The sequence below is a fragment of the Microbacterium sp. NPDC089186 genome (genome assembly GCF_040685115.1).
GTDB lineage: Bacteria > Actinomycetota > Actinomycetes > Actinomycetales > Microbacteriaceae > Microbacterium > Microbacterium galbum.
In genome coordinates this window covers 601854-624255 of the sequence record NZ_JBFBHJ010000001.1, presented here as the reverse complement: position 1 = coordinate 624255, position 22402 = coordinate 601854, and the positions used below count along the sequence as shown (strand labels likewise).

The following is a 22402-nucleotide window of genomic DNA, read 5'->3' as shown; positions in this document are numbered from 1 at the left end:
CCACCGGTGAACAGGTGGGCCCGGCCCGGTCGACGACGACCGGGCCGGCGCCCCACTGAGAGGAGTCGTCCCGTGAAAGCACGCGAGTTCTGGGTGTTGTTCGCCCCCAGCCTGGCCATCATGAGCGCTCTGCTCGTGTTCCCCCTTCTGCGTACCGTGCAGTGGAGCTTCGAGAACGTCCGGTACGGCGTCCCGGGGACCTTCGTCGGTCTCGCGAACTTCACCGACGCCCTGAGCGATCCGCGATTCCATCGGGCCGTCGTCTTCACCATCGCCGTGACGGTGGTCACCACCGCCATCCTGCTCGTCTTCGGGTATCTGATCGCCATCGCGGTCAACACCCTCCGCCTGTCGCGACCGCTGGTCCTCGGCATCATGCTCGTGTCGTACGTGCTGCCCAATCTCGTCGGCGCCGTCGCCTTCTCGTGGCTGTTCGACGACAACTTCGGAGGCGTGGTCAATCGATTGATCGGCTTCCTCGGCGGAACGCAGGTGCTCTGGTTCACCGATCAGGTGCCCAACGCCCTGCTCGTCATTCTGAACACCGTGTGGCAGATGCTGCCGTTCGCGATGCTCATCATCCTCGCCGGTCTGCAGGGAGTGCCGGTCGAGTTGCGGGAGGCCGCCCGGATCGACGGGGCGAACGCGTTCCAGACGCACCTGCAGGTCATCATCCCCACCATCCGCGGAGTGCTGGGCTTCGTCTGCCTCATCACGATCATGGATGTGCTGCGCATCTTCGACGCCCTGATCCCCTTGTCGCCGCAGGCGGAGACGATCGGCAACGAGTCGATCATGCTCTACGTCTATTCCGTGGCCTTCGCCAACGGCGCACAGGAGCTCGGTCTCGGCAGCGCCATCAACGTCCTGACCATCCTGCTGATCCTGGTCATGCTCATCCCCTTCATCCGGGGCATCTTCAAGGAAGCGAAGGCGGCCCGATGACCCTCCGCACCGAAGCGCTCTCCACGCGCGCGATCACCACCGGCGACATCGAGGGCAAGAACCGACGGCCGCGGCCGCGGCGCCGCATCCGAGGTGTCACGGGGTTGCTGCTCGGCATCCTGTGCTTCCTCATGCTCAGCCCGTTCATCTGGATGACGCTGTCGGTGACGAAGCCGACCGACGTCGCCTTCGCCAACCCGCCCGTCCTGTCGGGCTACGAGCCGACGCTGAAGGCGTTCGTCGACCTCTGGGAGACCACCTATTTCGCCGACTATCTCGTCAACACCCTCTCGGTGGCGGTGATCTCCACGTTGATCGCCCTCGTCATCGGCATCCCCGCTGCGTATGCGCTCTCGCGGTTCCCCAGCTACATCTCGGCCCTCCTGCTCGTGCTGGCCCTGATCTTCCGGGCCCTGCCGCGCTTCGCCGTGGTGCTGCCGATGTACGACATCAGCCGTGCGCTCGGGATCTACGACACCACCTTCGCGCTGGCCATCGCCCTCGTCGCGATCAATCAACCGTTCACGATCTGGCTGCTGCGCAACTTCTTCGCCGAGATCCCCCGTGAGCTGGACGAGGCGGCCATGATCGACGGCTGCACCCGCATCGGCATGCTGCGCCGGGTCATGATCCCGCTGATGGGACCCGGCATCCTGACTGCCGGCATCTTCGTCTTCCTCTTCGCGTTCCAGGAGTATCTGACGGCGCTGGTGCTCACCGACACCTCATCGAAGACGGTCCCCGTCTTCATCGCCACGCAGCTCGGTCAGACGCTGCCGATGCTCCAGCAGGCGGGCGCGGCGTCGATGCTGCTGACGATCCCCGTCGTCGTCATCGCCTTCATCGCGCAGAAGTACCTCGTGGCGGGTCTGAGCGACGGCGCCGTCAAGGGCTGAGGGTGTCGGCTGCGCCCCTCGTCCTGCTGGCGGGGATGAACTGCACGACCGACCTGTGGACGGGGTGCGGTCTTGACGACGCCCTCACCCCGGCGGTGGATGCCGACGACCTCGACGCCCAGGTCGACCGGCTTCTGCGGACGCTGCCCGGACGGTTCGTGATCGGCGGCCTCTCGCTCGGCGCGATCGTCGCGATGGCGCTGGCGGTGCGCGCGCCCGAGCGCGTCGTCGGCCTGTGCGTCACGGCGGCCAACGCGAAGGCGCCCACCCCGCGGCAGCGCGAGGGATGGGCGGTGTGGCTCGACCGGCTGTCCGCGGGGGAGTCGCCCGCCGCACTGCAAGCCGGCATCCTGCCCGTCCTGCTGTCGGCGAGTGCGCGCGAGACCCGCCCCGACCTCGTCGAGCGGACGATACGCATGGGGGAGGAGACTCCGTCCCGGGTGCTCGAAGCGCAGCTGCGCCTGCAGGGGAGCCGCGTGGACCTCCTGCCGCATCTGCGTTCCACCGCCGTGCCGACGCTCGTCGTCGCGGGGGCGGACGACGCGCTGTGCCCACCGGATTTCCACGACGAGATCGCCGCGGCGCTGACGGGTGCGCGTCAGAAGCGGCTCGAGGCGGGGCACCTCGTGCCGCTCGAGCGACCGTCCGAATTCGGCGCCCTCGTGCGCGCGTGGCGGGCCGGGACGGATGCCGTGCCGCGCGGTGCATCGGCACGCTCGGGTCGCACCGGAGCGAGCCACGGTCCGCTCTGACGCCGGCAGCCGGCGGCGCGCGGCCGGGCGCTCAGGTACCGTCTCGGATGTCGCGCGGGCTCCTCGCCATCATCGATCCGACCCGGGCGCGTCTCGTCGATGAGCCCCGCCCTGGGGGAGGGTTCCTTTGCCGCAGATGGTCTCTCCCCGGCGCGCGGGGCGACCACGCGGGGCAACTGACGCCGGGCGCGGGAGGCGCGTTTGCCGCAGATGGTCTCTCCCGGCTGTGCGGGGCGACAACCCGGGGCAACTGGCCGCGATGGGCGCGTTCGCCGCAGATGGTCTCTCCCCGGCGCGCGGGGCGACCACGCGGGGCAACTGACGCCGGGCGCGGGAGGCGCGTTCGCCGCAGATGGTCTCTCCCGGCGTGCGGGGCGACAACCCGGGGCAACTGGCCGCGGGAGGCGCGTTCGCCGCAGATGGTCAGGGGTGAGAGGGGCGGGCCGGGGGCTCAGGCGAACTCAATCGACAGCCGCCCGAAGGCCGCGGAGGTGCGTCATGAGCGATGACGCGAGGTTGTAGACCACGAGCCTCGCTCCGTCGTCGAAGGCCGCCGCCGCGGCGGCGGGGGTGCCGACGATGTCCATGCGCATCTTGCCCGCCGCCGCCACCGCGCGGTTCACGACTGCGGTCGCCTCGGGGAGGGGGAGGTCGTCCGGGCCCGTGGATGCCGCGAGGTCGGCCGGCCCGATCATGATCCCGTCGAGGCCGGGCGCGGCGGCGATGGCGGCGGCAGCGGAGACCCCTGCGGGCGACTCGATCATCCCGAGCACGAGGGTGTTGCGCAGGTACCAGTCGCGGTGGTCTTCGGGCGCCGTTTCGCCGAAGCGTCCGGCCCGGCTGTAGGTCGCGAAGCCGCGCGTGCCGACGGGCGGGTAGTGAGCGGCCGCGACCACGGCTGCCGCCGCGGCCGCGTCGTCGATGTGCGGCACCAGCACGCCTTGTGCGCCTTGGTCGAGCACGCGCAGGATCGCGCCGGGGTCGTCCTCGCCGACGCGGACGATCACGGGCACGCCGTGCATCGTCGCGACCGCGATGTGCTGACGCAGCGCGATGACGTCGGCGGGGCCGTGCTCCGCGTCGATCAGAACGAAGTCGAACCCGGCGACGGCGAGCATCTCGGTCAACTCTTCGGCGGGCATGCGCAGCAGTGCACCGATGAGCCGTTCCCCGGACTCGGCACGCGCGCGGAGCGAGACCGGTCGGCTCGGCGGGTTCACGCGATCATCCCCGCGGAGAGATCGACGTCGGCGCCGCACATGCCCGGCATCGCCAGCATGGCCACGACCGCCGCTCCGACCTCGGCCTCCGTCACCATGCGCCCGAGTGCTGCGCGCGAGACGAACGCGGCCTCGGCTTCGGCGGCGGTGCCGCCCGAGCGCTCGGCTTCGCGTCGGAAGTTGCGGGCCATGCGCTCCCCCTCGACCGGCCCCGGCGACAGCGTGTTGACGCTGACCCCCGCGGGGCCGACCTCGAAGGCCAGCGTGGCCGTGAGGCCGAGGACCGCCATCTTCGACGCGGTGTAGGGCGTGCGGTGCGCGAGGGGCCTCTTGCCCGAGACGGAGGCGAGATTGACGACGTCGCCGGCTCCTCGCGCGACCATCGCGGGCAGGAACGCGCGGCACATGAGAAAGGTCCCGCGCACGTTGACCGCGAAGACCTCGTCCCATTCGTCGACGCCGATGTCGGTGAGGGCGGCCACCGGGCCCGCGATGCCGGCGTTGTTGACGAGGATCGAGACCTCGGTGCCGGCGAGCGCCTCGCTCAGAAGAGCCACGGAGTGCTCGTCGGCGACGTCGCAGACGAGCGCGCGCGCCGATCCCGGCAGCCGATCCGCGACGGCGTCGAGCGCGTCGCGCCGGCGCCCCACGACGACGAGGTCGGCCCCGGCGGTCGACAGGGCGTGGGCGATCGCCGCTCCGAGACCGCTGCCTCCTCCCGTGACCAGCGCGGTGCGTCCGGTCAGATCGGTCATCGCGCTCCCGCCGTGCTCTGCTCGATCCAGGGGAAGGTCGCGTCGCCGTGGCGCCAGGCGCGCGCGTCGCCGGAGCGGGCGTGACCCTCGAAGAGCTCGACGCGCGCAGCGCGGCCGCAGACCTCGCCGAGCATCGCGGAGGACGCGGGGTCGGTGATCTCCTGGTACGTGATCGTGCGCAGGTACTTGCCCACCCAGAGGCCGCCGGTGTAGCGGGCGGCGCCGAGCGTCGGAAGCACGTGATTGGTGCCGATGACCTTGTCGCCGTACGAGACGCAGGTGTTCTCGCCGAGGAACAGCGCCCCGTAGTCGTGCATCTTCTCGAGCGCGGCGCGGGGCTCGCGCGTGAAGATCTGCACGTGCTCGAAGGCGAACGAGTCGGCGAGGGCGTATGCCTCCTCGAGATCGTCGACCACGATCACCTGGCCCCAGTCGCGCCACGCGGGCTCGGCGTAGTCGCGCGTGGACATGCCGGGCAGGATCTCCTCCACCAGCTCCATCACGCGTTCGCCGAGGGCCCGCGAGGTCGTGATGAGCACGGCCGGCGATTCGGGCCCGTGCTCCGCTTGCGAGAGCAGGTCGACGGCGGTCAGGAACGGATCGGCGTCGTCGTCGGCGACGATGAGGATCTCGGTCGGGCCCGCGAAGAGGTCGATGCCCACCTCGCCGAACAGCTGCCGCTTCGCCTCGGCGACGTAGGCGTTGCCGGGTCCGGCGATCAGGTTGACGGGGGCGATCGTCTCGGTGCCCACCGCCATGGCCGTGACGGCCTGGACCCCGCCGAGGATGTAGATCTCGTCGGCTCCGGCGAGCTTCATCGCCGCGACCGTCGCCGCGGGGATCTCGCCGCGGATCGGCGGGGTGCACGCGACGACGCGCGGGACGCCGGCCACCTTGGCCGTGATGATCGTCATGTGCGCGGATGCCGTGAGGGGATATTTGCCGCCCGGGATGTAGGCGCCGGCGGCCCGCACGGGAACGTGCTTCTGCCCGAGGTGCACGCCGGGCAGGGTCTCGACCTCGATGTCGACGAGCGAGTCGCGCTGTGCCTGCGCGAACGTGCGCACCTGCTCCTGGACGAAGCGGATGTCCTCGATCACCTGGGGGTCGAGGGTGGCCATGATCTCCGCGACGCGCGCGTCGTCGAGGCGGAAGGGCTGCTCCCACCGATCGAACTGCGCCGCGTACCGGCGCACCGCGTCGTCTCCCTGCGTGCGGATGTCGTCGATGATCGTTCCCACCCGGGCGGCGACGTCGCTCTGCGCGGTGTCGGTGAACGACTTCGTGGGCGCCTTCTTCAGGTAAAGGGGCATCTTCGCATCCTCTCGTTGCATACGTATGCTCACATCATGACTGCGTATGCACGCGGGGTCAACCTTTCGCTAGACTTCGACCCTCAGCACTGAGCCGCCAGGGGGGATCCATGGCCATCACGAGCAGAGACGTCGCTCGACTGGCCGGCGTCTCGCAGCCCACCGTCTCCCGCGCTCTGCGCGACGACCCCCGCGTGTCGGAAGACACCAAGAAGCGCGTCCGCGACGCCGCCGCGCTCCTGGGATACGTGCCCAGCGAGGCGGGGCGCGCGCTGTCGTCGGGGCGGACGCGCCGCATCGGCCTGCTCGTGACCGACCTCGACAACCAGTTCTATTCGCACATCATCGCCCCCCTCCACCGCGAGCTCGAGACCCACGGCTATCAACTGGTGCTGCACACCGAGACCACCGACGAGTCGGTGGCGGAGCGTCTCATCGCCAACGGCCTGGACGGCGTCATCCTCGCCACGACCACGGTGGAATCGGTCGTGCCGCTGCGCCTGCGCGACAGGGGTCTGCCCTTCGTGTACTTCAACCGCACGGCGGCGCTCGTCGACGCGGATGCCACGGTCGTCGCCCCCTCCGTCGGATTGCAGGATGCCGTCGATCGCGGCCTCGCCCTCGGGCATCGGCGCATCGGGGCGGTGCTGGGGCCGCAGAACACCAGCACGGGCCGTTCCCGCGAGCGCGCCTTGCGCGCAGCCCTCGCCGACCGCGGAGTCTCACTGGACGCCGATCTCGTGCGCCACGGACCGTTCGACACCGACGCGGGCGACGCCGCGACCGCGGAGCTGCTGGCGCTCGAGGGTGCTCCCACCCTCATCTTCTGCGGCAACGACGTCATGGCCTACGGGGCGCTCAACGCCGCCCGGCGGGCGGGTGTGCCGGTGCCCGACGGCGTCTCGATCATCGGTTTCGACGACCTGCCCCCGGCATCCTGGCCCATCATCGAGCTCTCAACCATCGCCTACGACTACGTGCAGATGGCGCGCGAGGCGGGACGCCTCATGGTGCGCCGCATCGAGGAGCGCCCGCAGGAGTACGCCCACGTGGAGTTCGCGACGACCTTCATCGAGCGCCGCACGCTCGCCGCCGCCGTCACGCGCTGACCCTCCGGCGCGGACTCGAGCGGGAGATGTCCGGCGTGCGCAGGACTCTTGCGTGGCGGTTGTGCATACGCATACACTGCCGACATCGCCCGCGCCGACCTGGCGCCACACACGAAGGAGCCCCGAGTGCCTCTCGACCCGGTCGCCTACCAGCCGTACGCGGATCCCGATGACTTCATCCGCGAGGTCACCGATCTGATCTGGGTGGACCGTTCCATCAGCTTCATCCGAGACAACTACGAACCCGACTCGATCGTCCACGGGGCGTACGGCACCTCGACCACCCGCGACGAGGTCATCGAGGGCACCCTCATGCGCATCTCGGCGACCCCCGACCGCACCGGACAGGCGGAGGACGTCATCTGGGAGGCGCGCGGAGACGATGCGTTCCTCAGCTCGCACCTGGTGCTGTCGGGGCACCTGCAGTCGTCCGACTACAGCCGCACGATCGCCAACTGCCTGTACCGCCGCGGCCGCATGGTCGAGGAGTGGGTCGTTCGCGACACCCTCGCCGGCGCCCTCGTGCTGCAGAGCGATCTCGACGAGCTCGCCCGTGCGCAGGCGTTCCGCGGCTACACCGGCACCTGGACCGAGCCGGCTCCGGCCGACCCCACCGCGGTGGGCGACTCGGGCCCCCGTCCCGACGACTACCGCCCCGAGGTCGAGCGCGTCGTCGAGATGATCCAGACGGTGTGGAACGACCGTGACCTGCAGAAGGTCGAGAAATTCTTCCATCGTGACCTGGTGCTGCTGACCGTCGGCAACCGCCTCGTCATCCGTCCCGAGGGGTACCGCCGCGCGCTGCTGCGGTTCCTCGAGTCGTTCCCGGCCGGGCGGTTCGAGATCCGCGACATCCAGACCAACTACGACGTGCGATACGCGGGTCTGCGCGTCGCGGTCACGTGGAAGTTCGTCGGCGACTACAACGGCGTCGCGAACTACGGCCCCCTCACCGGTCGCCCCGTCGACGTACTGGGGATCTCGCAGTTCACCTTCCACCAGGGGGCGCTGGTGAAGGAAGTGCGGCTGTGGGACGACATCGCGCTGCGCGCGCAGATCGCCGGAATGCGAGGCGACGAGCCCGTCGTCCTCGGCAACATCTACTGATCCAACGAAGGAACACATCATGAGCACCGACCACGCGAGCCCCTCCACAGACGTCGACGGGGCCGAGATCCAGCGGCGAACGATCCGCAAGAGCGACTGGGCCCCGCACAACGCGGCCTTCATCGACTGTCGCACCCCCGGGTCCGACCGCAAGTCGAACTACGCCTTCATCGGCGGCGGCGTCTCGCAGAACGCGGGGCAGGTCATCAACCTCACCGAGGAGCACGGCTTCAACACCGGAGCCGCGGGGATGCCGAACGGCATCTCGAACAACCTGCACCTTCACTTCACGGCGGAGGTGTTCGTCAACCTCGGCGGCGAATTCCGCCTGCGCTGGGGGATCGACGGCAAGCAGGGCGAGTACGTCAGCACCGACGGTGACATCATCTCGATCCCGACCTGGATCTTCCGCGGTTTCACGAACGAGGGGCCGGACGACGGCATCCTGTGGACCGTCCTCGGGCGCGACGTGACGGGGGGCATCATCTGGGGGCCGTCCGTACTGAAGGAGGCGGAGTCGTACGGTCTCTATCTCACCGCCGACAACCAGCTCATCGACACCGTCGCCGGTGACGAACTGCCCCAGGACGTGGCGCTCATCAAGCCCATTCAGCAGCGGTACATCGACGAGCTGACCCCGTTCTCGGTCGAGCAGATGCGTGAGCGGGTCGTCCAGCCCGGCGACCGCGTCTACAGCGCCAACGCCCTCCTGTGCGCGAGCCTGCCGGGCGGTGCCGCAGAACTGAGCCTCGCCATCGGCTACGGCATGACCGAGGACCGCCGTCAGGTCCCCCGCATCCACGAACCCCACTCCTTCAACATGGCCTGGGTCCGTGCCGCCGAGGACGAAGGCATCCTGCGCCACCGTCACGACAAGAACCAGGCGCTGCTGGTCAAGAGCGGACGCTGGGCGGTCACGCTGAACGGCGACCCCTCCACGACGGTCGAGCTGGACCCCTCGGACTCGTTCTCGGTGCCCGCGGGCGCCTGGCGCGCCTTCCGGTGCATCGAAGCCGGCGACAGCGGCGCCGGAGAGCTGCTCGTGGTCAACTCGGGAGACGACCGGGTGTACCTCGAATGGGCCCCCGAGGTCGTGGACGCAGCCCGCGACGCCGACTGGATGCTCGACCCCAACGGCTACCTCGCGCCCGTCGGCGTGATGGTGACCGCGACCGAGGACGACTGATCTCCCCTCGGGAGCTCGTCGTCGCCGCGACCTCCCCCCGCATCGTCGTGGGGGAGGTCGCGGCCAACCTCGAGGCGGTGCGCGCCGCCGTCGCCGACGCAGCTCATGCCGGTGCGCGACTGATCGTCGTGCCCGAGCTCGCCCTCAGCGGGTACGTCTTCGCCGACGTCGCGGAGGCCCGGTCCGCGGCCGTCGCCCGCGACGATCCCCGCTGGGAGGCGATCGCGCGGGAGCTGCCCGAGGGGGCGGTCGCGGTCATCGGCTACGCGGAGGATGCCGGACCCCGGCTGTTCAACACCGCGGCGCTGCTCTCGCGCGACGCCCGGCTGGGGGACTATCGCAAATCGCACCTCTGGGGCGAGGAGTCGATGTTCTTCGCGCCGGGGGACACCGCCGGCGCCGTCGTGGAGACGCCCGTCGGTCGGATCGGGGTGGCCATCTGCTACGACAACGAGTTCCCCGAGGTTCCGCGGCGCCTCGCCCTCGCCGGGGCGGAGGTGCTCGCGCTCCCGGTGAACTGGCCCCTGGTCGACCGGCCCGCGGGGGAGCGCGCCCCCGAGACGATCCAGGCGATGGCCGCCGCCCGCTCCTCGCGCCTGGCGACCGTGATCGCCGACCGCCACGGGGTCGAGCGCGGCGTCGCGTGGACCGGGGGCACGGCGATCATCGACGACGACGGGTGGATCGCGGCGGCGCCGGAGGGCGGCGGCGGCTCGGCCGTGGCGACGCTGCGTGTGCGGCATCCGTCCGACAAGTCGCTCCCGCCGTTCAACGACCTGTTCGCCGACCGGCGCCCCGAGCTGTACGGCTGAGGCCGCCGCGCGGAGCGGGACGCGCCGGCGCGCGTCAGCCGCGGACCCGCGGGTGCGTCAGGCGACCGCGCTGCGTCCCGCACGCGCGCGCAGCATGTCCTGCGCCATGTCGGCCAGGCGGCGCGCCGCCGGTGACAGTTCCGTCCCCTCTCGCCGCGCGAGCGCGATCGTGTCGTAGAGGGGTTCGGTGAAGGGAGCGATCCGGATGCCGGCGGGGAACGCCGGCGATTCGGCGATCGAGCGCGAGACGATCGTGTCGGCGGTCCCGGAGGCCACCAGGCCCAACGCCGTCTCGACGTTCTCGACTTCGATCGCGGGCTCGAGGAGCAGCCCCTGGGCGCTCGCGCGCTCACGCAGCTGGCGCCGGGTGGGATCGTCCCAGCCGGCGTAGGCGTCGTACAGCACGAGTTTCGCGGCGGCGACCTCGGCCAGGGTCACCGGGTGCGCCGGTGCGTCGGGGCGAGCCGAGGCGTAGACGACCTCGTCGCGGATGAGCGGGGTGATCGACAGGCCCGCGTCGTCGACGGGGAGCACGAGGAGTCCCGCCTCGATCTCGCCCGCGGCGATGGATCGCGCGACCAGGGCGGAGTTGATGCCCACGAGCCGCACCCGCACCCCGGGATACTGCTCGTGGAACCGTTGCAGCAGATCCGACAGCTCGTAATAGGCGGCGTTGCGCAGCACGCCGAAGGTGCAGGTGCCGGACTCGAGCGCGGTGAGTGCACGCATCGCCTCGACCCCGTGATGGATCGCGCCCACCGCGCGCTCCGCATGCGCCCGCAACGCGAGGGCCGACTCGGTCGGTACGAGGCGCCGCCCTCCGCGTTGGAACAGCCGCACGCCGAGCTCACGTTCGAGGCGGGCCACGAGCTCTGAGACCGAGGCCTGCGTCGAGTCGAGTTCGACCGCGGCGGCGGTGAACGACCCCCGTTCCAGTGCGGTCAGGAAGGCGCGCAGCTGGGTGATGGTCACGAGCTAATGGTAAACCCGATGGTTTGCATCGCATCCATCGTTCTTGTGGGGGTGGATCGGGAGATCTAGCGTCGACTCATGCGATTCACTCCCGCGCTCCTCGAGCGCTTCGACGGCTCCTTCCACCACCTCAAGACGCCGCTCATCGACGCCCCCGCTGCTCAGCGCGACCCGGCCGTCATCGAGACCGTCTCGGCCATGCTCAGCGACATCGGTCGTCGGGGGATGGATGCCGTGCTCGATTACGCGCGTCGACTCGACCGCTACGAGGGCGGCGACATCGAGCTCACCACCGCGCAGATCGCCTCGAGCGGCGACCGCCTCGCGCCCGATCTCCGCGCGGCGATCGAGCTGGGGTCCGAGCGGACGAAGGCGTTCGCCGCCGAGCAGCGCGGTCGTCTGACCGACTTCGAGACCGAGCTGGTCCCGGGACTCGCCACGGGCGTGCGCTACGTCCCCGTGTCGCGTGTCGGCGCCTACCTGCCCGCGGGGCGCTTCCCTCTCACCGCGAGCGCGTTCATGACGGTCGGGGTCGCGAAGGCGGCCGGTGTGCCGACGGTGATCGCCTGCACGCCCCCGCAGCCCGATGGCGGCGCGAACGACGCCGTCGTCTACGCCGCCCACCTCTCGGGGGTCGACCGCGTGTTCGTGCTCGGCGGTGTGCAGGCGCTCGCCGCGATGGCCTACGGCCTGCTCGGCGACCTCCCCGTCGACATGTTGGTGGGCGCCGGCAACGCCTATGTCGCCGAGGCGAAGCGTCAGTTGTTCGGCACCGTCGCCATCGACCTCCTCGCGGGGCCCTCCGAAGTCGCCGTGCTCTCCGACGACAGTGCCGACCCCGAGATCGTCGCGGCCGACCTTCTCGGGCAGGCCGAGCACGGCCCCAACTCTCCCGCGGCGCTGGTGACCACGTCGCACGAGCACGGGCAGGCCGTGATCGCCGCCGTCGAACGTCAGCTCGAGACGCTCGCCACGGAGCCGATCGCGGGTCCCGCGTGGCGCGACTACGGCACCGTGACGGTCGCGGCCGACCGCGAGACGGCGGTCGCCCTCATGGACGACCTGGCGCCCGAGCACCTCGAGGTGATCACGACCGACGACGACTGGTACCACGACCACCTCCGCAACTACGGGTCGATCTTCCTCGGGCCCTGGAGCACGGTCGCCTACTCCGACAAGGGCATGGCGGGGACCAACCACGTCCTTCCCACCGCGGGCGGCGCCAAGCACAGCGCCGGCCTGTCGGTGTCGCGGTTCGTCAAACCGCTCACCTACCAGCGGATCAGCCGGGCCGCCACGCCCGCCCTCGCCGAAGCGGTGCAGACGATCTCCGACTCCGAGGGCATGGCTGCGCACAGCGCGACGGCGACCATGCGCCTGGCGACGTACGCGGAGTGAGGACGGGGCGGACGGCCGCTCCCCGACCCGTCGCGTATCCGCACGCCGGGTCGGGACGCGGTCGTCCGGGGCTGAGACGCTCGCGGGGTCGGTCCCTCCCGCGCACGGCGCCCCGCGTCAGTCCAGGAACTCCCGCGCCGCGACGACGAGGTTCTCGACACCGCGATCGATCGTCGGCTGCATGACCGGAGCGAAGAAAGGCGAGTGGTTCGTCGGGATGTCGCGCTCGATCGTGCCGCCGGCCACGGCATCCGCGAATTTCTGCGGGTCCACCCCGCCCCAGAACCAGAACACCAGCGGCGCGCCCGAGTCGCGGGCGAACCATGACACGTCCTCGCTCCCGGTGAACATACCCGGGTCGACGACGCCGGCCTCGCCGAACGCCCGACGGAACGCGGCCGTCAGGCGGGAGGTGGCATCGGGGTCGTTGATGGTGGGCGGCAGGGAGTGGTCGGTGGTGATGGTGGGTTCCTTCTCGGCTCCGGATGCCGCCGCCTCGGCGCGGACGATCCGCTCGACCTTGCCCATCACGCGCTCGCGCGACGCGTCGTCGGGGTAGCGCAGGCTCAGCTCGAGCTTCGCCTCCGCCGGGATGATGTTGTTCTTCAGGCCCGCGTGGATCGAACCGACCGTCACGACGGCGACGTCGCGCGGGTCGACTTCGCGCGAGACCACGGTCTGCAGGCGCATCACGGTGGCGGCGGCCATGACGACCGGGTCGATCGTGGAGTGCGGGCGCGAGCCGTGACCACCGCGGCCGTGGAGCACCACGGTGAGACCGTCGGATGCCGCCATCTGGGTGCCCGGGCGCACGCCGATGACGCCCGCGGGCAGCGGCGTGACGTGTTGGCCGAGCACGATGTCGGGCTTCGGGTAGCGCTCGAGCACGCCGTCGGCGATCATCGCCTGCGAGCCCGCGCCGTACTCCTCGGCGGGCTGGAACACCGCCACGACGGTGCCCGACCACTCGTCGGTCGTCGCGACGAGCCGCTCGAGCGCCCCGATGAGGGCGGTCACGTGCATGTCGTGACCGCACGCGTGCATGACCGGAACGGCGTTGCCCGCCGGATCGGTGCCGCGGGCGGTGCTGGCGTAGGCGAGACCGGTCTGCTCCTCGACGGGGAGACCGTCCATGTCGGCGCGCAGCCAGACGACGGGGCCCGGGCCGTTGTCGATCCGGGTGACCACACCGGTGCGCCCGACGCCCTCTTCGACCTCGAGGCCGAGGTCGGCGAGGTGGCGGGCGATGACGCCCGCCGTCCGCGTCTCCTGGAACGACAGCTCCGGGTGGGCGTGCAGATCGGTGTAGAGGCTTTCGAGGTCGACGCTCATGGATCGAGCCTAGTTCGCGACCACTCGCCCGCGCCCGCCCGGCCGCCCTTTCTATCGAGTGTCCGAGACATGCCGCGAGGCGCGTCCGAGACGCGGCGTGTCCTGGACACTCGACCTGCTTCCTGCCGGACCGGGGCGGGCGCTACCGGATGCCGCGCGCGCCCGCAAGCCGTCCGGTGCGGTCAGGTCGGGCGGGGACGCTGAGCGCATGACCACGACACACTTCGACTACCTCATCGTCGGCGGCGGGATGGTCGCCGACACCGCCGCGCGCGGCATCCGCGAGATCGACGCCGAGGGATCGATCGGCATCCTGAGCGACGACATCGACGAGCCGTACACGCGCCCCGCCCTCAGCAAGAAGCTGTGGACCGATGACGAGTTCACGTGGGACAAGGTCCCGCTGGGCACCGCCGCCGACACCGGCGCCGACATCCGGCTGCGCACGCGCGCCACGGCGGTCCGCCCCGAGGAGCACGAGGTGGATGCCGACGGCGAGACCTTCTCGTACGGCAAGCTCCTTCTCGCGACGGGAGGGAAGCCCGTCGCCCTCCCCGTCGACGACGCATCGAACGGCGAGCGGGTGCTGTCGTTCCGCACCGCGGAGGACTACCGGCGCCTTCGCGCCCTGGCCGAGGACGTCGACCGCATCGCGGTCGTCGGCGGCGGGTACATCGGGTCCGAGCTCGCGGCGGCCCTCGTGCAGAACGGTGTCGACACCGTCCTCATCCACACGGGTGCGGTGCTGGGCGACGCGGTCTTCCCCGCGGCGCTCGCCGAGCGTTTCGAGACGCTGTTCCGCGATGCGGGCGTCGAGATCGTCGCGGGATCCAAGGTCGAGGGCGGATCGGCGGATGCCGACGGCGTCACGCTCGGGCTCGAGAACGGCGACGAGGTGCGCGCCGACGCCGTCGTGAGCGGTCTGGGCATCGAGGTGGCCACCGACCTCGCCGAGAAGGCCGGCCTCGCGGTCGACGACGGCGTGCACGTGGATGCGCAACTGCGCGCCTCGGTCGACGACGTCTACGCCGCCGGCGACGTGGCGAGCTACCCCGACCGCCTGCTCGGGCGTCGCCGGGTCGAGCACGTCGACAACGCCAACGAGCAGGGCAAGGCCGCAGGCCGCAACCTGGCGGGCGCCGCCGAGCCGTACACGCACACCCCCTACTACTACTCGGCGGTGTTCGGCATCCGGTACGAGGCGGTCGGAACCCTGGACTCGTCGCTCGAGACGGTGGAGGACTGGATCGACACCGACCACGGGGTCGTCTACTACCTCGACGACGACCGTGTCGTGGGCGTGCTCCTCTGGAACGTCGAAGAGGCCCGGGATGCCGCCCGCGCGGTGCTGGCGGAGGCCGACACCCTGACGCGCGACGACCTGGTGGGCCGCATCCGCTGACGCGTCCCGGGTCGAGTGGCGTCGGTCGAGGGCCGGTGATCCGCGACGCCACCGGCCCGACCGCGGCCGCTGCTGACGAGCGGTGTCGCCACGACAGGCGACGGGTCTAACCTGGACGCGCGCTGTGAGTCTCGCGGCGCGCGACACCCGGGAGCACCCATGGCCACCGCCGAGCTTCGTCTCACCCTGCCCGTCGACCGTGCCCGCGACGCCGTCGCGGCGGCTCTCACCGAGCAGGGCTTCACGGTGCAGCCGACCCCGGGCGGATCGCTCGACGTCTCGCGCGGCAGCCTGGGCACGACGCTCGTCGCGGGCGCGTTCGCCGGGCAGGACATGCACGTCCGGTTCGACGTGCACCTCGCGGAGATAGCCGAGGGTGCGCTCGCGTCGTTCGAGCACTCGACCGCCGGCGGGTTCCTCAAGGGTGGGGCGATCGGCGCCGCCAAGGCGGGCGACGTCGTTCGCGAAGCCGCGCATCTCGCGGGCCGGCGCCTCGCGTCTCAGGGGCTTCTCGTCGATGCTGCGGAGGCTGCCCCCACCGGATCGGGGGATGCCGCGGCTCCTTCGCCCGGTGATGCCCCGGCCGCGTGGCCCGCGCCGGTCGCTCCGGCGCCGCCGGCCGCCGAGGGAGAGCCCGCGGCCCCCGCCCCGCCGTACGTCGGAGCGCCCCCGGTACCGCCGAGCGGATATCCCGGTTCCTCCGGGTACCCCGGCTATCCGGGAGCGGCCGCGCCGTCGGATACGCCGTACGCGCCCGGAGCCTCGCCCTCCGGGGCCGGAACGTCGCCATACGCCCCCGGCGCGGCATCCGGGACCTCCGAACGCACGAACGGCGTGGCGATCGCCGCGATCATCATGGGCTTCGTGCTGCCGATCGGCGGGATCATCGCCGGGGCCGTCGCCCTCGCCCAGATCAAGCGCACCGGCGAGAAAGGCCGTGGCCTCGCGATCGGCGGGATCATCGCGGGCGGCGTCATCACGGTGCTCTCGATCGTCGCGATCTTCGCGCTCGTGCTCATCGCGATCTTCGGTGCCGGCGTCGCGACCTCCTCGAGCGATCCCTTCGAGCTGCCCGCCGAACCGGGCGATGGAGGGGTGACGATCGGCCCGAGCGAGCAGGCGCCCGGCGGTGCGTACACGCTGCCCGTGGGGGCGTGCCTCGACGACATCCCCAGCGGCTTCATCTCGCCCTCCAACCTGGTCGACTGCGCCCAGCCGCACACCTACGAGGTCTTCGGCGGCTTCTTCCTCGCCGACGGCGCCTTCCCCGGTGACGACGCGATCGCGTCGTCGGCTTACGAGGGCTGCGACGCCGCCTACCCCGACTACGTCGGTGTTCCGTGGGAGCAGTCGACGCTCGCCTACACGTACGTCTCGCCGACCGCGGAGACCTGGGCCGAGGGCGACCGCGAGATCTCCTGCATGCTCTACGACCCCGAGGCGGATCAGACCACCGGATCGCTGCGGGGCTCCGCTCGCTGAACACGTCGTCCGCGGCCCGGCCGCTGCGTCACCGAGACGGCGCGGCGGTCGAGCCGCGGTCGACCAGCTCGAACGGCAGCGTTCCGCGACCGCGGGCCGGCTCGGCGCCCTCGAGCTCGGCGAGCACGGCGTCCGCGGCGCGTTCGCCCTGGCCCCGCGCGAACTGGTCGACCGTGGTCAACCCGAACCAGCGGCCGAGCTCATGTCCGTCGACGCCGATGATCGAGACGTCCTCGGGCACGCGCAGCCCGCGTTCGCGCGCGGCAAGGATCGCGCCGATGGCCATCTCGTCGGATGCCGCGAACACCGCGGTCGGTGCATCGGCGGCCTCGAGGGCGCGCGCTGCTGCCGCCGACCCGCCCTCGATGGTGAAGTCGGCCGGCTCGACGCGGGCGTCGGTGATCCCGGCCTCGGCGAGCACCTCCTCGAAGCCGCGTCGACGCAACGACGGCACGGTGGATCCGGCGTCGATGACGGCATCCGCGCCGATGTGCGCGAGGCGGTGGTGCCCCAACTCGAGCAGGTGCGTGGTCGCGAGGCGACCGACGGCCAGGTCGTCGACGGTCAGGGTGGTCAGCAGGGGGTTGGGTCCGGCGATCGCGACGATCGGGACGCCGAGGCCGCGCAGCGACGCCGACTCCTCGGCATCCAGCTCGAGGGCGATCGTGATGACCGCGTCGATCCGGCGGCGGCGCAGGTGGTCGTCGAAGACGCGGCGGCGTTCGGCGGGGTCGGCGCTGACGCTGTAGAGCGTGATGTCGTAGCCCTGGCGCACGAGGGCGTCGGAGATGCCCGCCAGCACGGTGCTGAAGAACCACCGGTCGAGGAAGGGCACGACCACTCCGACCGCTCGCGTGCGCCCCGAGGCGAGGCTCGATGCGGCGGCCGACGCCACGTACCCGAGCCTCTCGGCCGCGGCGACCACGCGATCGCGCGCCGCGGCCGAAACGGGGCCGCGCCCGCTCAACGCGCGCGAGACCGTGGCCGTCGACACTCCCGCCGCGCGGGCGACGTCGTCGATGCCGACCACGGTCTCGTGCGTCGTCCGAAACGGTGGATGCCGCGGCTCAGGCCGCCGCGATCCAGACGGTCGTGTCGGCGGGCAGGCGGTCGCCGTCGAGGGGGCCGCTCGCGATCAGCACCTCTCCGGCGGGCAGCTCGACGGCGGCATCGCCCAGGTTCGCGACGACGAGCAGCGACCCGTTGCGGAACGCCACGACGGCGTCCCCGAGACCGTCGACCCACTCGAGGTCGCCGGCGCCGAGGTTGCGGGCGCGGCGCTCGGCGAGAAGCGAGCGGTAGAGCGTGAGCGTCGACGATGGGTCGTCGACCTGCTGGTCGAACGCGAGGTCCGCCCACTCGGCCGGCTGGGGCAGCCACGACGCACCGGTGTCGTTGAACCCGTATGCCGGCGCATCGGCCGTCCAGGGCAGCGGCACGCGGCATCCGTCGCGGCCGTAGCGCTCGCCGTTCGTGCGGAACCAGGTGGGGTCCTGGCGGGCGTCGTCGGGCAGATCGATGACCTCGGGCAGGCCGAGCTCCTCGCCCTGGTAGAGGTACGACGAGCCGGGCAGTGCGAGCATGAGCGACGTGGCGGCGCGGGCGCGACGCAGGCCCTTCACCGGGTCGGGCTGGCCGGGGGAGGCCGGGCCGATGCCGGCGCCCTGCGGGTTCTCGGCCGTCAGTGCCAGGCGCGAGGCGTGACGCACGACGTCGTGGTTCGACAGCACCCACGTGCTCGGGGCGCCGACGGCGCCGTACTCGTCGAGCGACTCCGTGATGACGTCGCGGAGGGCGGCGGCATCCCACTTCGTCTCGAGGTAGTGGAAGTTGAACGCCTGGTGCATCTCGTCGGGGCGCACCCACAGGGCGGTCTGCTTCACCGTCGGCAACCAGGCTTCGGCGCAGAGGGCACGGTCGCCGTCGTACTCGTCGAGCACCTCGTGCCACTCCCGCCAGACGTCGTGCACACCGGGCTGGCCCCAGTAGGGGACCTCCTCGGCGTCGCCGCCCATGGAACCCGCCTCGGGGTCGGGGCTGTAGTCGGGCAGGCCCTCGGCCTTGATGAGGCCGTGCGCCACGTCGACGCGGAAGCCGTCGACCCCGCGGTCGAGCCAGAACCGCAGCACGTCGCGGAACTCCGCGCGTACCTCCTCGTTGGTCCAGTCGAAGTCGGGCTGGCTCTCGTCGAAGATGTGCAGGTACCACTGGCCGGGCGTGCCGTCGGCCTCGGTCACGCGCTTCCACATGCCGCCGCCGAACACGCTCTCCCAGTTGTTGGGGGGCAGCTCGCCGTTCTCACCCTTGCCGTCGCGGAAGATGTACCGCGCGCGCTCCGGGCTGCCGGGCGCAGCCTCGAGCGCCTGCTGGAACCACACGTGCTGATCGCTGGAGTGGTTGGGGACGAGGTCGACGATGACCCGGATGCCACGCTCGTGGGCCCCGGCGAGCATCGCGTCGAAGTCGGCCAGGGTGCCGAAGATCGGGTCGACATCGCGGTAATCGGCGACGTCGTAGCCCGCGTCCTTCTGCGGTGAGGTCTGGAAGGGGCTGAGCCAGATGGCATCCACTCCCAGATCGCGCAGGTCGTCGAGGTGCGCGGTGACACCGGGCAGGTCGCCCAGGCCGTCGCCCGAGGCGTCGGCGAAGGAGCGGGGGTAGATCTGGTAGATGACGGCAGTGCGCCACCACTCGGAGCCCGGGGCCGAGACGAGATCGGCGCGCGCGCCCTCCTGCGTGAAAGTCATGCGCCCCACGTTACTGCAAGCGCTTACAGTCACGTCAACCGCTCCCTCGTCGCCGCGTACGCCCACCCCCCTCCGTCGCGTCGAGTGTCCAGAACACGCCGTGATCGCGCGGGCTGCTGCGGCGTGTTCTGGACACTCGACGGGGGAGAGTGCGGGGGCGGCAGGGGAGAGCCGCGATTAGGCTGGGGCGGTGCCCGACGCCTCCGCCCTCTCCCGCGCTGAATCGCTGATCACCAGCATCCCCGACTACCCGAAGCCGGGCATCGTCTTCCGCGACATCACCCCGCTGCTGACGGATGCCGCCGCCCTGCGGACCGTCGTCGAGGCGCTCATCGAGCCCTTCGCGGGCCGCTTCGACGCTGTCGCGGGGGTCGAGGCGCGCGGGTTCCTGCTCGCCGGCGCCGCCGCGATCGCCGCGGACGTGGGTCTCATGCCGATCCGCAAGGCGGGCAAGCTGCCGCGCCCCGCGGCGACGATGTCGTACGACCTCGAGTACGGCTCGGCGCAGATCGAGATGCACGACGACAACGCCGCCGGCGCGCGCGTGCTGCTTCTCGACGACGTGCTCGCGACCGGCGGAACCCTGCGCGCCGGGCGCGACCTGCTCGAGGCGGTGGGCAGCGAGGTCGTCGGGATCGCGACGCTGCTCGAGATCGACGGCCTCGGTGGCCGCGATGTGCTCGGCGACGACGTGCACGCGGTCTTCCGCGTCTGAGGCGTCCTGCCGAGGGGCCCGCGGTCGGGCGCCCTCGACGAGGGGCCGCGCCCCCGATCGGTGAGGCTCGGGTGCCGCCTCACGGCCGCCATCCGGGGCTGCCTGTCCGGTCGCCCGCAGCACGGCGATGTCGGGGGGTGCTCAGCGGCGCAGCACGCCCTCGACGGAGTCGCCGAGGCGCAGGCCGTCGCGATCGACCCAGTACCGGCGTTCGAGCCGCAGGCCCGCGACCGACTGCACCGATCTGACGCCGGCGAGGGTGCCGAGGTCGTCGCGCACGAAGCGGGCGAGATCGACGGGCCCGGCGAAGACGCCCGCGAGGCTGACCGGCGCCGAGCCGGTGACGGTCGACAGCAGGCGCACGCTGGGGTGCGCGGCGAGGGTGTCGAGCGCGCCGCGGATGTCGCGCGGCCGGACGTCGATGGTGACGACCGCGTTGAGGGGGAAGCCCATGAGGTCGGGCTGGATCTCGATGCGGGGGGAGATGGCCCCGGAGTGGATGAGGAGCCGCATCGCGCGGGCGGCGGTCGTGGGCGAGACGCCGAGCGTGCGCCCCACCTCGGCGGCGGTGACGCGGCCGTTCGCGCCGAGCATCCGCATGGTCTCGAACTCGAGGTCCGACAGCTGTTCGAGGTCGCGGAGCGGTTCGCCGTCGGCCACGGAGGAGTGCTTCTCGAGCTCCGCGGTGCGCGCAGCGTCGAGTCGGCGGTACCGCCACGATTGTCCGACCTTCGCGGGCTCCAGGATCATCCGGCTGTCGATGGCGCGCACCCCGGGGATGGAGGGGATCGTCGAGGTCAGCAGATCGTGGGGGTCCGACCCGCGCAGCGGGAACAGGTTGGCGTAGATGTCGGCCGCGCCGCTGGTGCGCAGCACGAACTGCACGTCCGGAATGCGCAAGAGCTCGCTCACGACGGCCTCGGAGTGCCCGGGGGTGGAGGTGACCCACAGCTCGAACGGGTTGCTCGAGGTGATCAGCTCCCAGGCGAACCGACCGACGACCCGGAGAAGGCGTTCGTCCTGCAGGCGCGCGAGGCGCCGGGACGCGGTACTGGTGGGGATGCCGAGGATGTCGGCCAGTGCGGCCGTGGGGACGCGGGGGGCGATGTGCAGGGCCGCGACGATGTCGAGATCGGTCTCGTCGAGCTGGGGTCGGACCGCGCGCGGGTCTGATCGGTGCACGGTCTCAACCTATCTCAGCCGCTTCTCGCTGGCCGGAACGCGAATATCCCATTCGAGGAAACACGAACGACACATTTGCCCATCATGCTTGCCTCCAAGTTTGTTTATTCCTACAGTTGCCTGCATCGATGACGCAGGTGTCGTCGAAGGCCAGGAGGATCGCATGGACGAGCAGCAACCGTGGCAGTGGGACGAGAGCGTGTGGCGCGGCCACGTGGAGCACGTCCGGGCGGGGCGCCGGCTCGTGCACGACGACCCCGCACAGCGATGGCCGTCGGGCGCGCGGGTCGCCGTGCTGCTGTCGTTCGACTCCGACCACGAGTCGATCCCCCTCCGCGACGGGGAGACGTCACCGGGTCGGATGGCGCAGGGCGAGTTCGGCGCACGGTTCGCGGTGCCCCGGATCCTCGACCTGCTCGCCCGGTACGAGGCGCCCTCGTCGTTCTACATGCCCGCGGTCTGCGCTCTGCTGCGGCCGGACGAGGCGCCGTCCTACGTCGCGGGCGGTCACGAAGTCGCCGTGCACGGCTGGATCCACGAGCGCAACACCGCACTCGGCCACGACGACGAGCTCGAGCTCGTCAGCCGGTGCCTCGATGTCTTCGAGCGGCAGATCGGACATCGCCCGACCGGCATCCGGACCCCGTCGTGGGACTTCTCGGGGTCGACGCTCGCCGTCATCCGCGAGCTCGGGTTCGTGTACGACTCCTCGCTGATGGCGGATGCCGACCCCTACGAGCTGCTGGAGCACGGCGAGCGCACCGGGGTCGTCGAGATCCCGGTCGAGTGGATCCGTGACGACGCCCCGTACTTGATGATGGACCGATTCGGCGGCCTCCGTCCCCACATGCCGCCCCGCAGCCTCCTGCAGATCTGGATCGACGAGTTCGACGCGGCGCGCGAGGAGGGCGGGGTCTTCCAGCTGACCATGCACCCGCACATCATCGGGCACCGCTCGCGCCTGCGGATCCTCGATGAGCTGCTCCGTCACATCCGCTCGTTCGACGACGTGTGGATCGGCACCCACGCCGACCTGGCCGCCCACGTGCGCCCCCTCCTCTGACCCGCACCGCCTCG

The 22402-nt window shown here is 71.3% G+C and carries 20 protein-coding genes; 12 read left to right on the top strand and 8 right to left on the bottom strand.

What is annotated here, in order from left to right; translation table 11 throughout:
- The first annotated feature begins 72 nt into the window (after nucleotides 1-72).
- The 3 genes from AB0N82_RS02925 to AB0N82_RS02915 are packed head-to-tail and all read left to right on the top strand — an operon-like array spanning nucleotide 73 to nucleotide 2593.
- On the top strand, nucleotides 73-945 hold the full coding sequence (locus AB0N82_RS02925; protein WP_363387914.1) for a sugar ABC transporter permease: 873 nt from the start codon (nucleotides 73-75) through the stop codon (nucleotides 943-945).
- The gene (locus AB0N82_RS02920; protein ID WP_315993949.1) at nucleotides 942-1841 is read left to right on the top strand and encodes a carbohydrate ABC transporter permease; all 900 of its coding nucleotides are present in this window, start codon (nucleotides 942-944) and stop codon (nucleotides 1839-1841) included. The genes AB0N82_RS02925 and AB0N82_RS02920 overlap by 4 nt, the downstream gene beginning before the upstream one ends.
- Nucleotides 1842-1843: 2 nt before the next feature.
- Entirely contained in the window at nucleotides 1844-2593 is a 750-nt protein-coding gene (locus AB0N82_RS02915) for an alpha/beta fold hydrolase (RefSeq protein ID WP_363387909.1), read from the top strand.
- 461 nt (nucleotides 2594-3054) lie between these two features.
- Here AB0N82_RS02915 and AB0N82_RS02910 read toward each other — a convergent pair whose 3' ends face one another.
- The 3 genes from AB0N82_RS02910 to hisD (AB0N82_RS02900) are packed head-to-tail and all read right to left on the bottom strand — an operon-like array spanning nucleotide 3055 to nucleotide 5881.
- Nucleotides 3055-3813 (bottom strand): aldolase/citrate lyase family protein, encoded by a 759-nt coding sequence (locus AB0N82_RS02910; protein ID WP_363387905.1) that lies wholly within the window; start codon nucleotides 3811-3813, stop codon nucleotides 3055-3057.
- Nucleotides 3810-4568: an SDR family oxidoreductase gene (locus tag AB0N82_RS02905; RefSeq protein WP_363387901.1), complete on the bottom strand. Its 759-nt coding sequence runs from the start codon at nucleotides 4566-4568 to the stop codon at nucleotides 3810-3812. The genes AB0N82_RS02910 and AB0N82_RS02905 overlap by 4 nt, the downstream gene beginning before the upstream one ends.
- Entirely contained in the window at nucleotides 4565-5881 is a 1317-nt protein-coding gene (gene hisD / locus AB0N82_RS02900; RefSeq protein WP_315993945.1) for a histidinol dehydrogenase, read from the bottom strand. The genes AB0N82_RS02905 and hisD (AB0N82_RS02900) overlap by 4 nt, the downstream gene beginning before the upstream one ends.
- Nucleotides 5882-5991: 110 nt before the next feature.
- Between hisD (AB0N82_RS02900) and AB0N82_RS02895 the strand changes: the two genes are divergently transcribed.
- The 4 genes from AB0N82_RS02895 to AB0N82_RS02880 all read left to right on the top strand — a co-directional run bounded on the left by AB0N82_RS02895 (nucleotide 5992) and on the right by AB0N82_RS02880 (nucleotide 10095).
- Entirely contained in the window at nucleotides 5992-6990 is a 999-nt protein-coding gene (locus AB0N82_RS02895) for a LacI family DNA-binding transcriptional regulator (protein WP_363387897.1), read from the top strand.
- Between the two features lie 126 nt (nucleotides 6991-7116).
- Entirely contained in the window at nucleotides 7117-8097 is a 981-nt protein-coding gene (locus AB0N82_RS02890; RefSeq protein ID WP_363387894.1) for an ester cyclase, read from the top strand.
- Between the two features lie 19 nt (nucleotides 8098-8116).
- Nucleotides 8117-9283 carry a cupin domain-containing protein gene (locus AB0N82_RS02885; protein WP_315993942.1) on the top strand — a complete coding sequence of 389 codons (1167 nt, stop codon included), beginning with the start codon at nucleotides 8117-8119 and terminating at the stop codon, nucleotides 9281-9283.
- Nucleotides 9280-10095: a nitrilase-related carbon-nitrogen hydrolase gene (locus tag AB0N82_RS02880; protein ID WP_363389419.1), complete on the top strand. Its 816-nt coding sequence runs from the start codon at nucleotides 9280-9282 to the stop codon at nucleotides 10093-10095. The genes AB0N82_RS02885 and AB0N82_RS02880 overlap by 4 nt, the downstream gene beginning before the upstream one ends.
- 57 nt (nucleotides 10096-10152) lie before the next feature.
- On the opposite strand, the gene AB0N82_RS02875 is transcribed toward AB0N82_RS02880, so the two are convergent.
- Nucleotides 10153-11067, bottom strand: a complete 915-nt coding sequence (locus tag AB0N82_RS02875; protein WP_315993941.1) for a LysR family transcriptional regulator — start codon at nucleotides 11065-11067, stop codon at nucleotides 10153-10155.
- Nucleotides 11068-11145: 78 nt separating this feature from the next.
- On the opposite strand from AB0N82_RS02875, the gene hisD (AB0N82_RS02870) reads away from it, so the two are divergent.
- The gene (gene hisD / locus AB0N82_RS02870) at nucleotides 11146-12465 is read left to right on the top strand and encodes a histidinol dehydrogenase (protein WP_363387889.1); all 1320 of its coding nucleotides are present in this window, start codon (nucleotides 11146-11148) and stop codon (nucleotides 12463-12465) included.
- A gap of 117 nt (nucleotides 12466-12582) precedes the next feature.
- Here the strand turns inward: hisD (AB0N82_RS02870) and AB0N82_RS02865 are convergent, their stop codons facing one another.
- Complete coding sequence (locus tag AB0N82_RS02865) at nucleotides 12583-13797, bottom strand: amidohydrolase (protein WP_363387886.1); 1215 nt, start codon at nucleotides 13795-13797, stop codon at nucleotides 12583-12585.
- A 208-nt stretch (nucleotides 13798-14005) separates the two neighbouring features.
- Here AB0N82_RS02865 and AB0N82_RS02860 point away from each other — a divergent pair, with 208 nt between their 5' ends.
- Both AB0N82_RS02860 and AB0N82_RS02855 read left to right on the top strand, forming a co-directional pair.
- A complete protein-coding gene (locus AB0N82_RS02860) occupies nucleotides 14006-15199 on the top strand; it encodes an FAD-dependent oxidoreductase (RefSeq protein WP_315993938.1) in 1194 nt (397 codons plus the stop codon).
- A gap of 159 nt (nucleotides 15200-15358) precedes the next feature.
- Complete coding sequence (locus AB0N82_RS02855; RefSeq protein ID WP_363387882.1) at nucleotides 15359-16681, top strand: septum formation family protein; 1323 nt, start codon at nucleotides 15359-15361, stop codon at nucleotides 16679-16681.
- Nucleotides 16682-16709: 28 nt separating this feature from the next.
- On the opposite strand, the gene AB0N82_RS02850 is transcribed toward AB0N82_RS02855, so the two are convergent.
- Together AB0N82_RS02850 and AB0N82_RS02845 are read right to left on the bottom strand one after the other, a co-directional pair.
- Nucleotides 16710-17711: a LacI family DNA-binding transcriptional regulator gene (locus tag AB0N82_RS02850; protein ID WP_363387878.1), complete on the bottom strand. Its 1002-nt coding sequence runs from the start codon at nucleotides 17709-17711 to the stop codon at nucleotides 16710-16712.
- 37 nt (nucleotides 17712-17748) lie between these two features.
- A complete protein-coding gene (locus AB0N82_RS02845) occupies nucleotides 17749-19428 on the bottom strand; it encodes a glycoside hydrolase family 13 protein (RefSeq protein WP_363387875.1) in 1680 nt (559 codons plus the stop codon).
- 190 nt (nucleotides 19429-19618) lie between these two features.
- On the opposite strand from AB0N82_RS02845, the gene AB0N82_RS02840 reads away from it, so the two are divergent.
- Nucleotides 19619-20143 carry an adenine phosphoribosyltransferase gene (locus tag AB0N82_RS02840; RefSeq protein ID WP_363387872.1) on the top strand — a complete coding sequence of 175 codons (525 nt, stop codon included), beginning with the start codon at nucleotides 19619-19621 and terminating at the stop codon, nucleotides 20141-20143.
- A 141-nt stretch (nucleotides 20144-20284) separates the two neighbouring features.
- Here AB0N82_RS02840 and AB0N82_RS02835 read toward each other — a convergent pair whose 3' ends face one another.
- Nucleotides 20285-21325 (bottom strand): Lrp/AsnC family transcriptional regulator, encoded by a 1041-nt coding sequence (locus tag AB0N82_RS02835; protein ID WP_315993925.1) that lies wholly within the window; start codon nucleotides 21323-21325, stop codon nucleotides 20285-20287.
- Nucleotides 21326-21488: 163 nt separating this feature from the next.
- On the opposite strand from AB0N82_RS02835, the gene AB0N82_RS02830 reads away from it, so the two are divergent.
- Nucleotides 21489-22388: a polysaccharide deacetylase gene (locus tag AB0N82_RS02830; protein ID WP_315993924.1), complete on the top strand. Its 900-nt coding sequence runs from the start codon at nucleotides 21489-21491 to the stop codon at nucleotides 22386-22388.
- Nucleotides 22389-22402 lie beyond the last annotated feature (14 nt).

Coding starts and splice junctions, on each gene's coding strand:
- AB0N82_RS02855 (WP_363387882.1), top strand. CDS start 15,359: ATGGCCACCGCCGAGCTTCGTCTCACCCTGCCCGTCGACCGTGCCCGC.
- AB0N82_RS02895 (WP_363387897.1), top strand. CDS start 5,992: ATGGCCATCACGAGCAGAGACGTCGCTCGACTGGCCGGCGTCTCGCAG.
- hisD (WP_363387889.1), top strand. CDS start 11,146: ATGCGATTCACTCCCGCGCTCCTCGAGCGCTTCGACGGCTCCTTCCAC.
- AB0N82_RS02865 (WP_363387886.1), bottom strand. CDS start 13,797: ATGAGCGTCGACCTCGAAAGCCTCTACACCGATCTGCACGCCCACCCG.
- hisD (WP_315993945.1), bottom strand. CDS start 5,881: ATGCCCCTTTACCTGAAGAAGGCGCCCACGAAGTCGTTCACCGACACC.
- AB0N82_RS02860 (WP_315993938.1), top strand. CDS start 14,006: ATGACCACGACACACTTCGACTACCTCATCGTCGGCGGCGGGATGGTC.
- AB0N82_RS02885 (WP_315993942.1), top strand. CDS start 8,117: ATGAGCACCGACCACGCGAGCCCCTCCACAGACGTCGACGGGGCCGAG.
- AB0N82_RS02830 (WP_315993924.1), top strand. CDS start 21,489: ATGGACGAGCAGCAACCGTGGCAGTGGGACGAGAGCGTGTGGCGCGGC.
- AB0N82_RS02905 (WP_363387901.1), bottom strand. CDS start 4,568: ATGACCGATCTGACCGGACGCACCGCGCTGGTCACGGGAGGAGGCAGC.
- AB0N82_RS02845 (WP_363387875.1), bottom strand. CDS start 19,428: ATGACTTTCACGCAGGAGGGCGCGCGCGCCGATCTCGTCTCGGCCCCG.
- AB0N82_RS02920 (WP_315993949.1), top strand. CDS start 942: ATGACCCTCCGCACCGAAGCGCTCTCCACGCGCGCGATCACCACCGGC.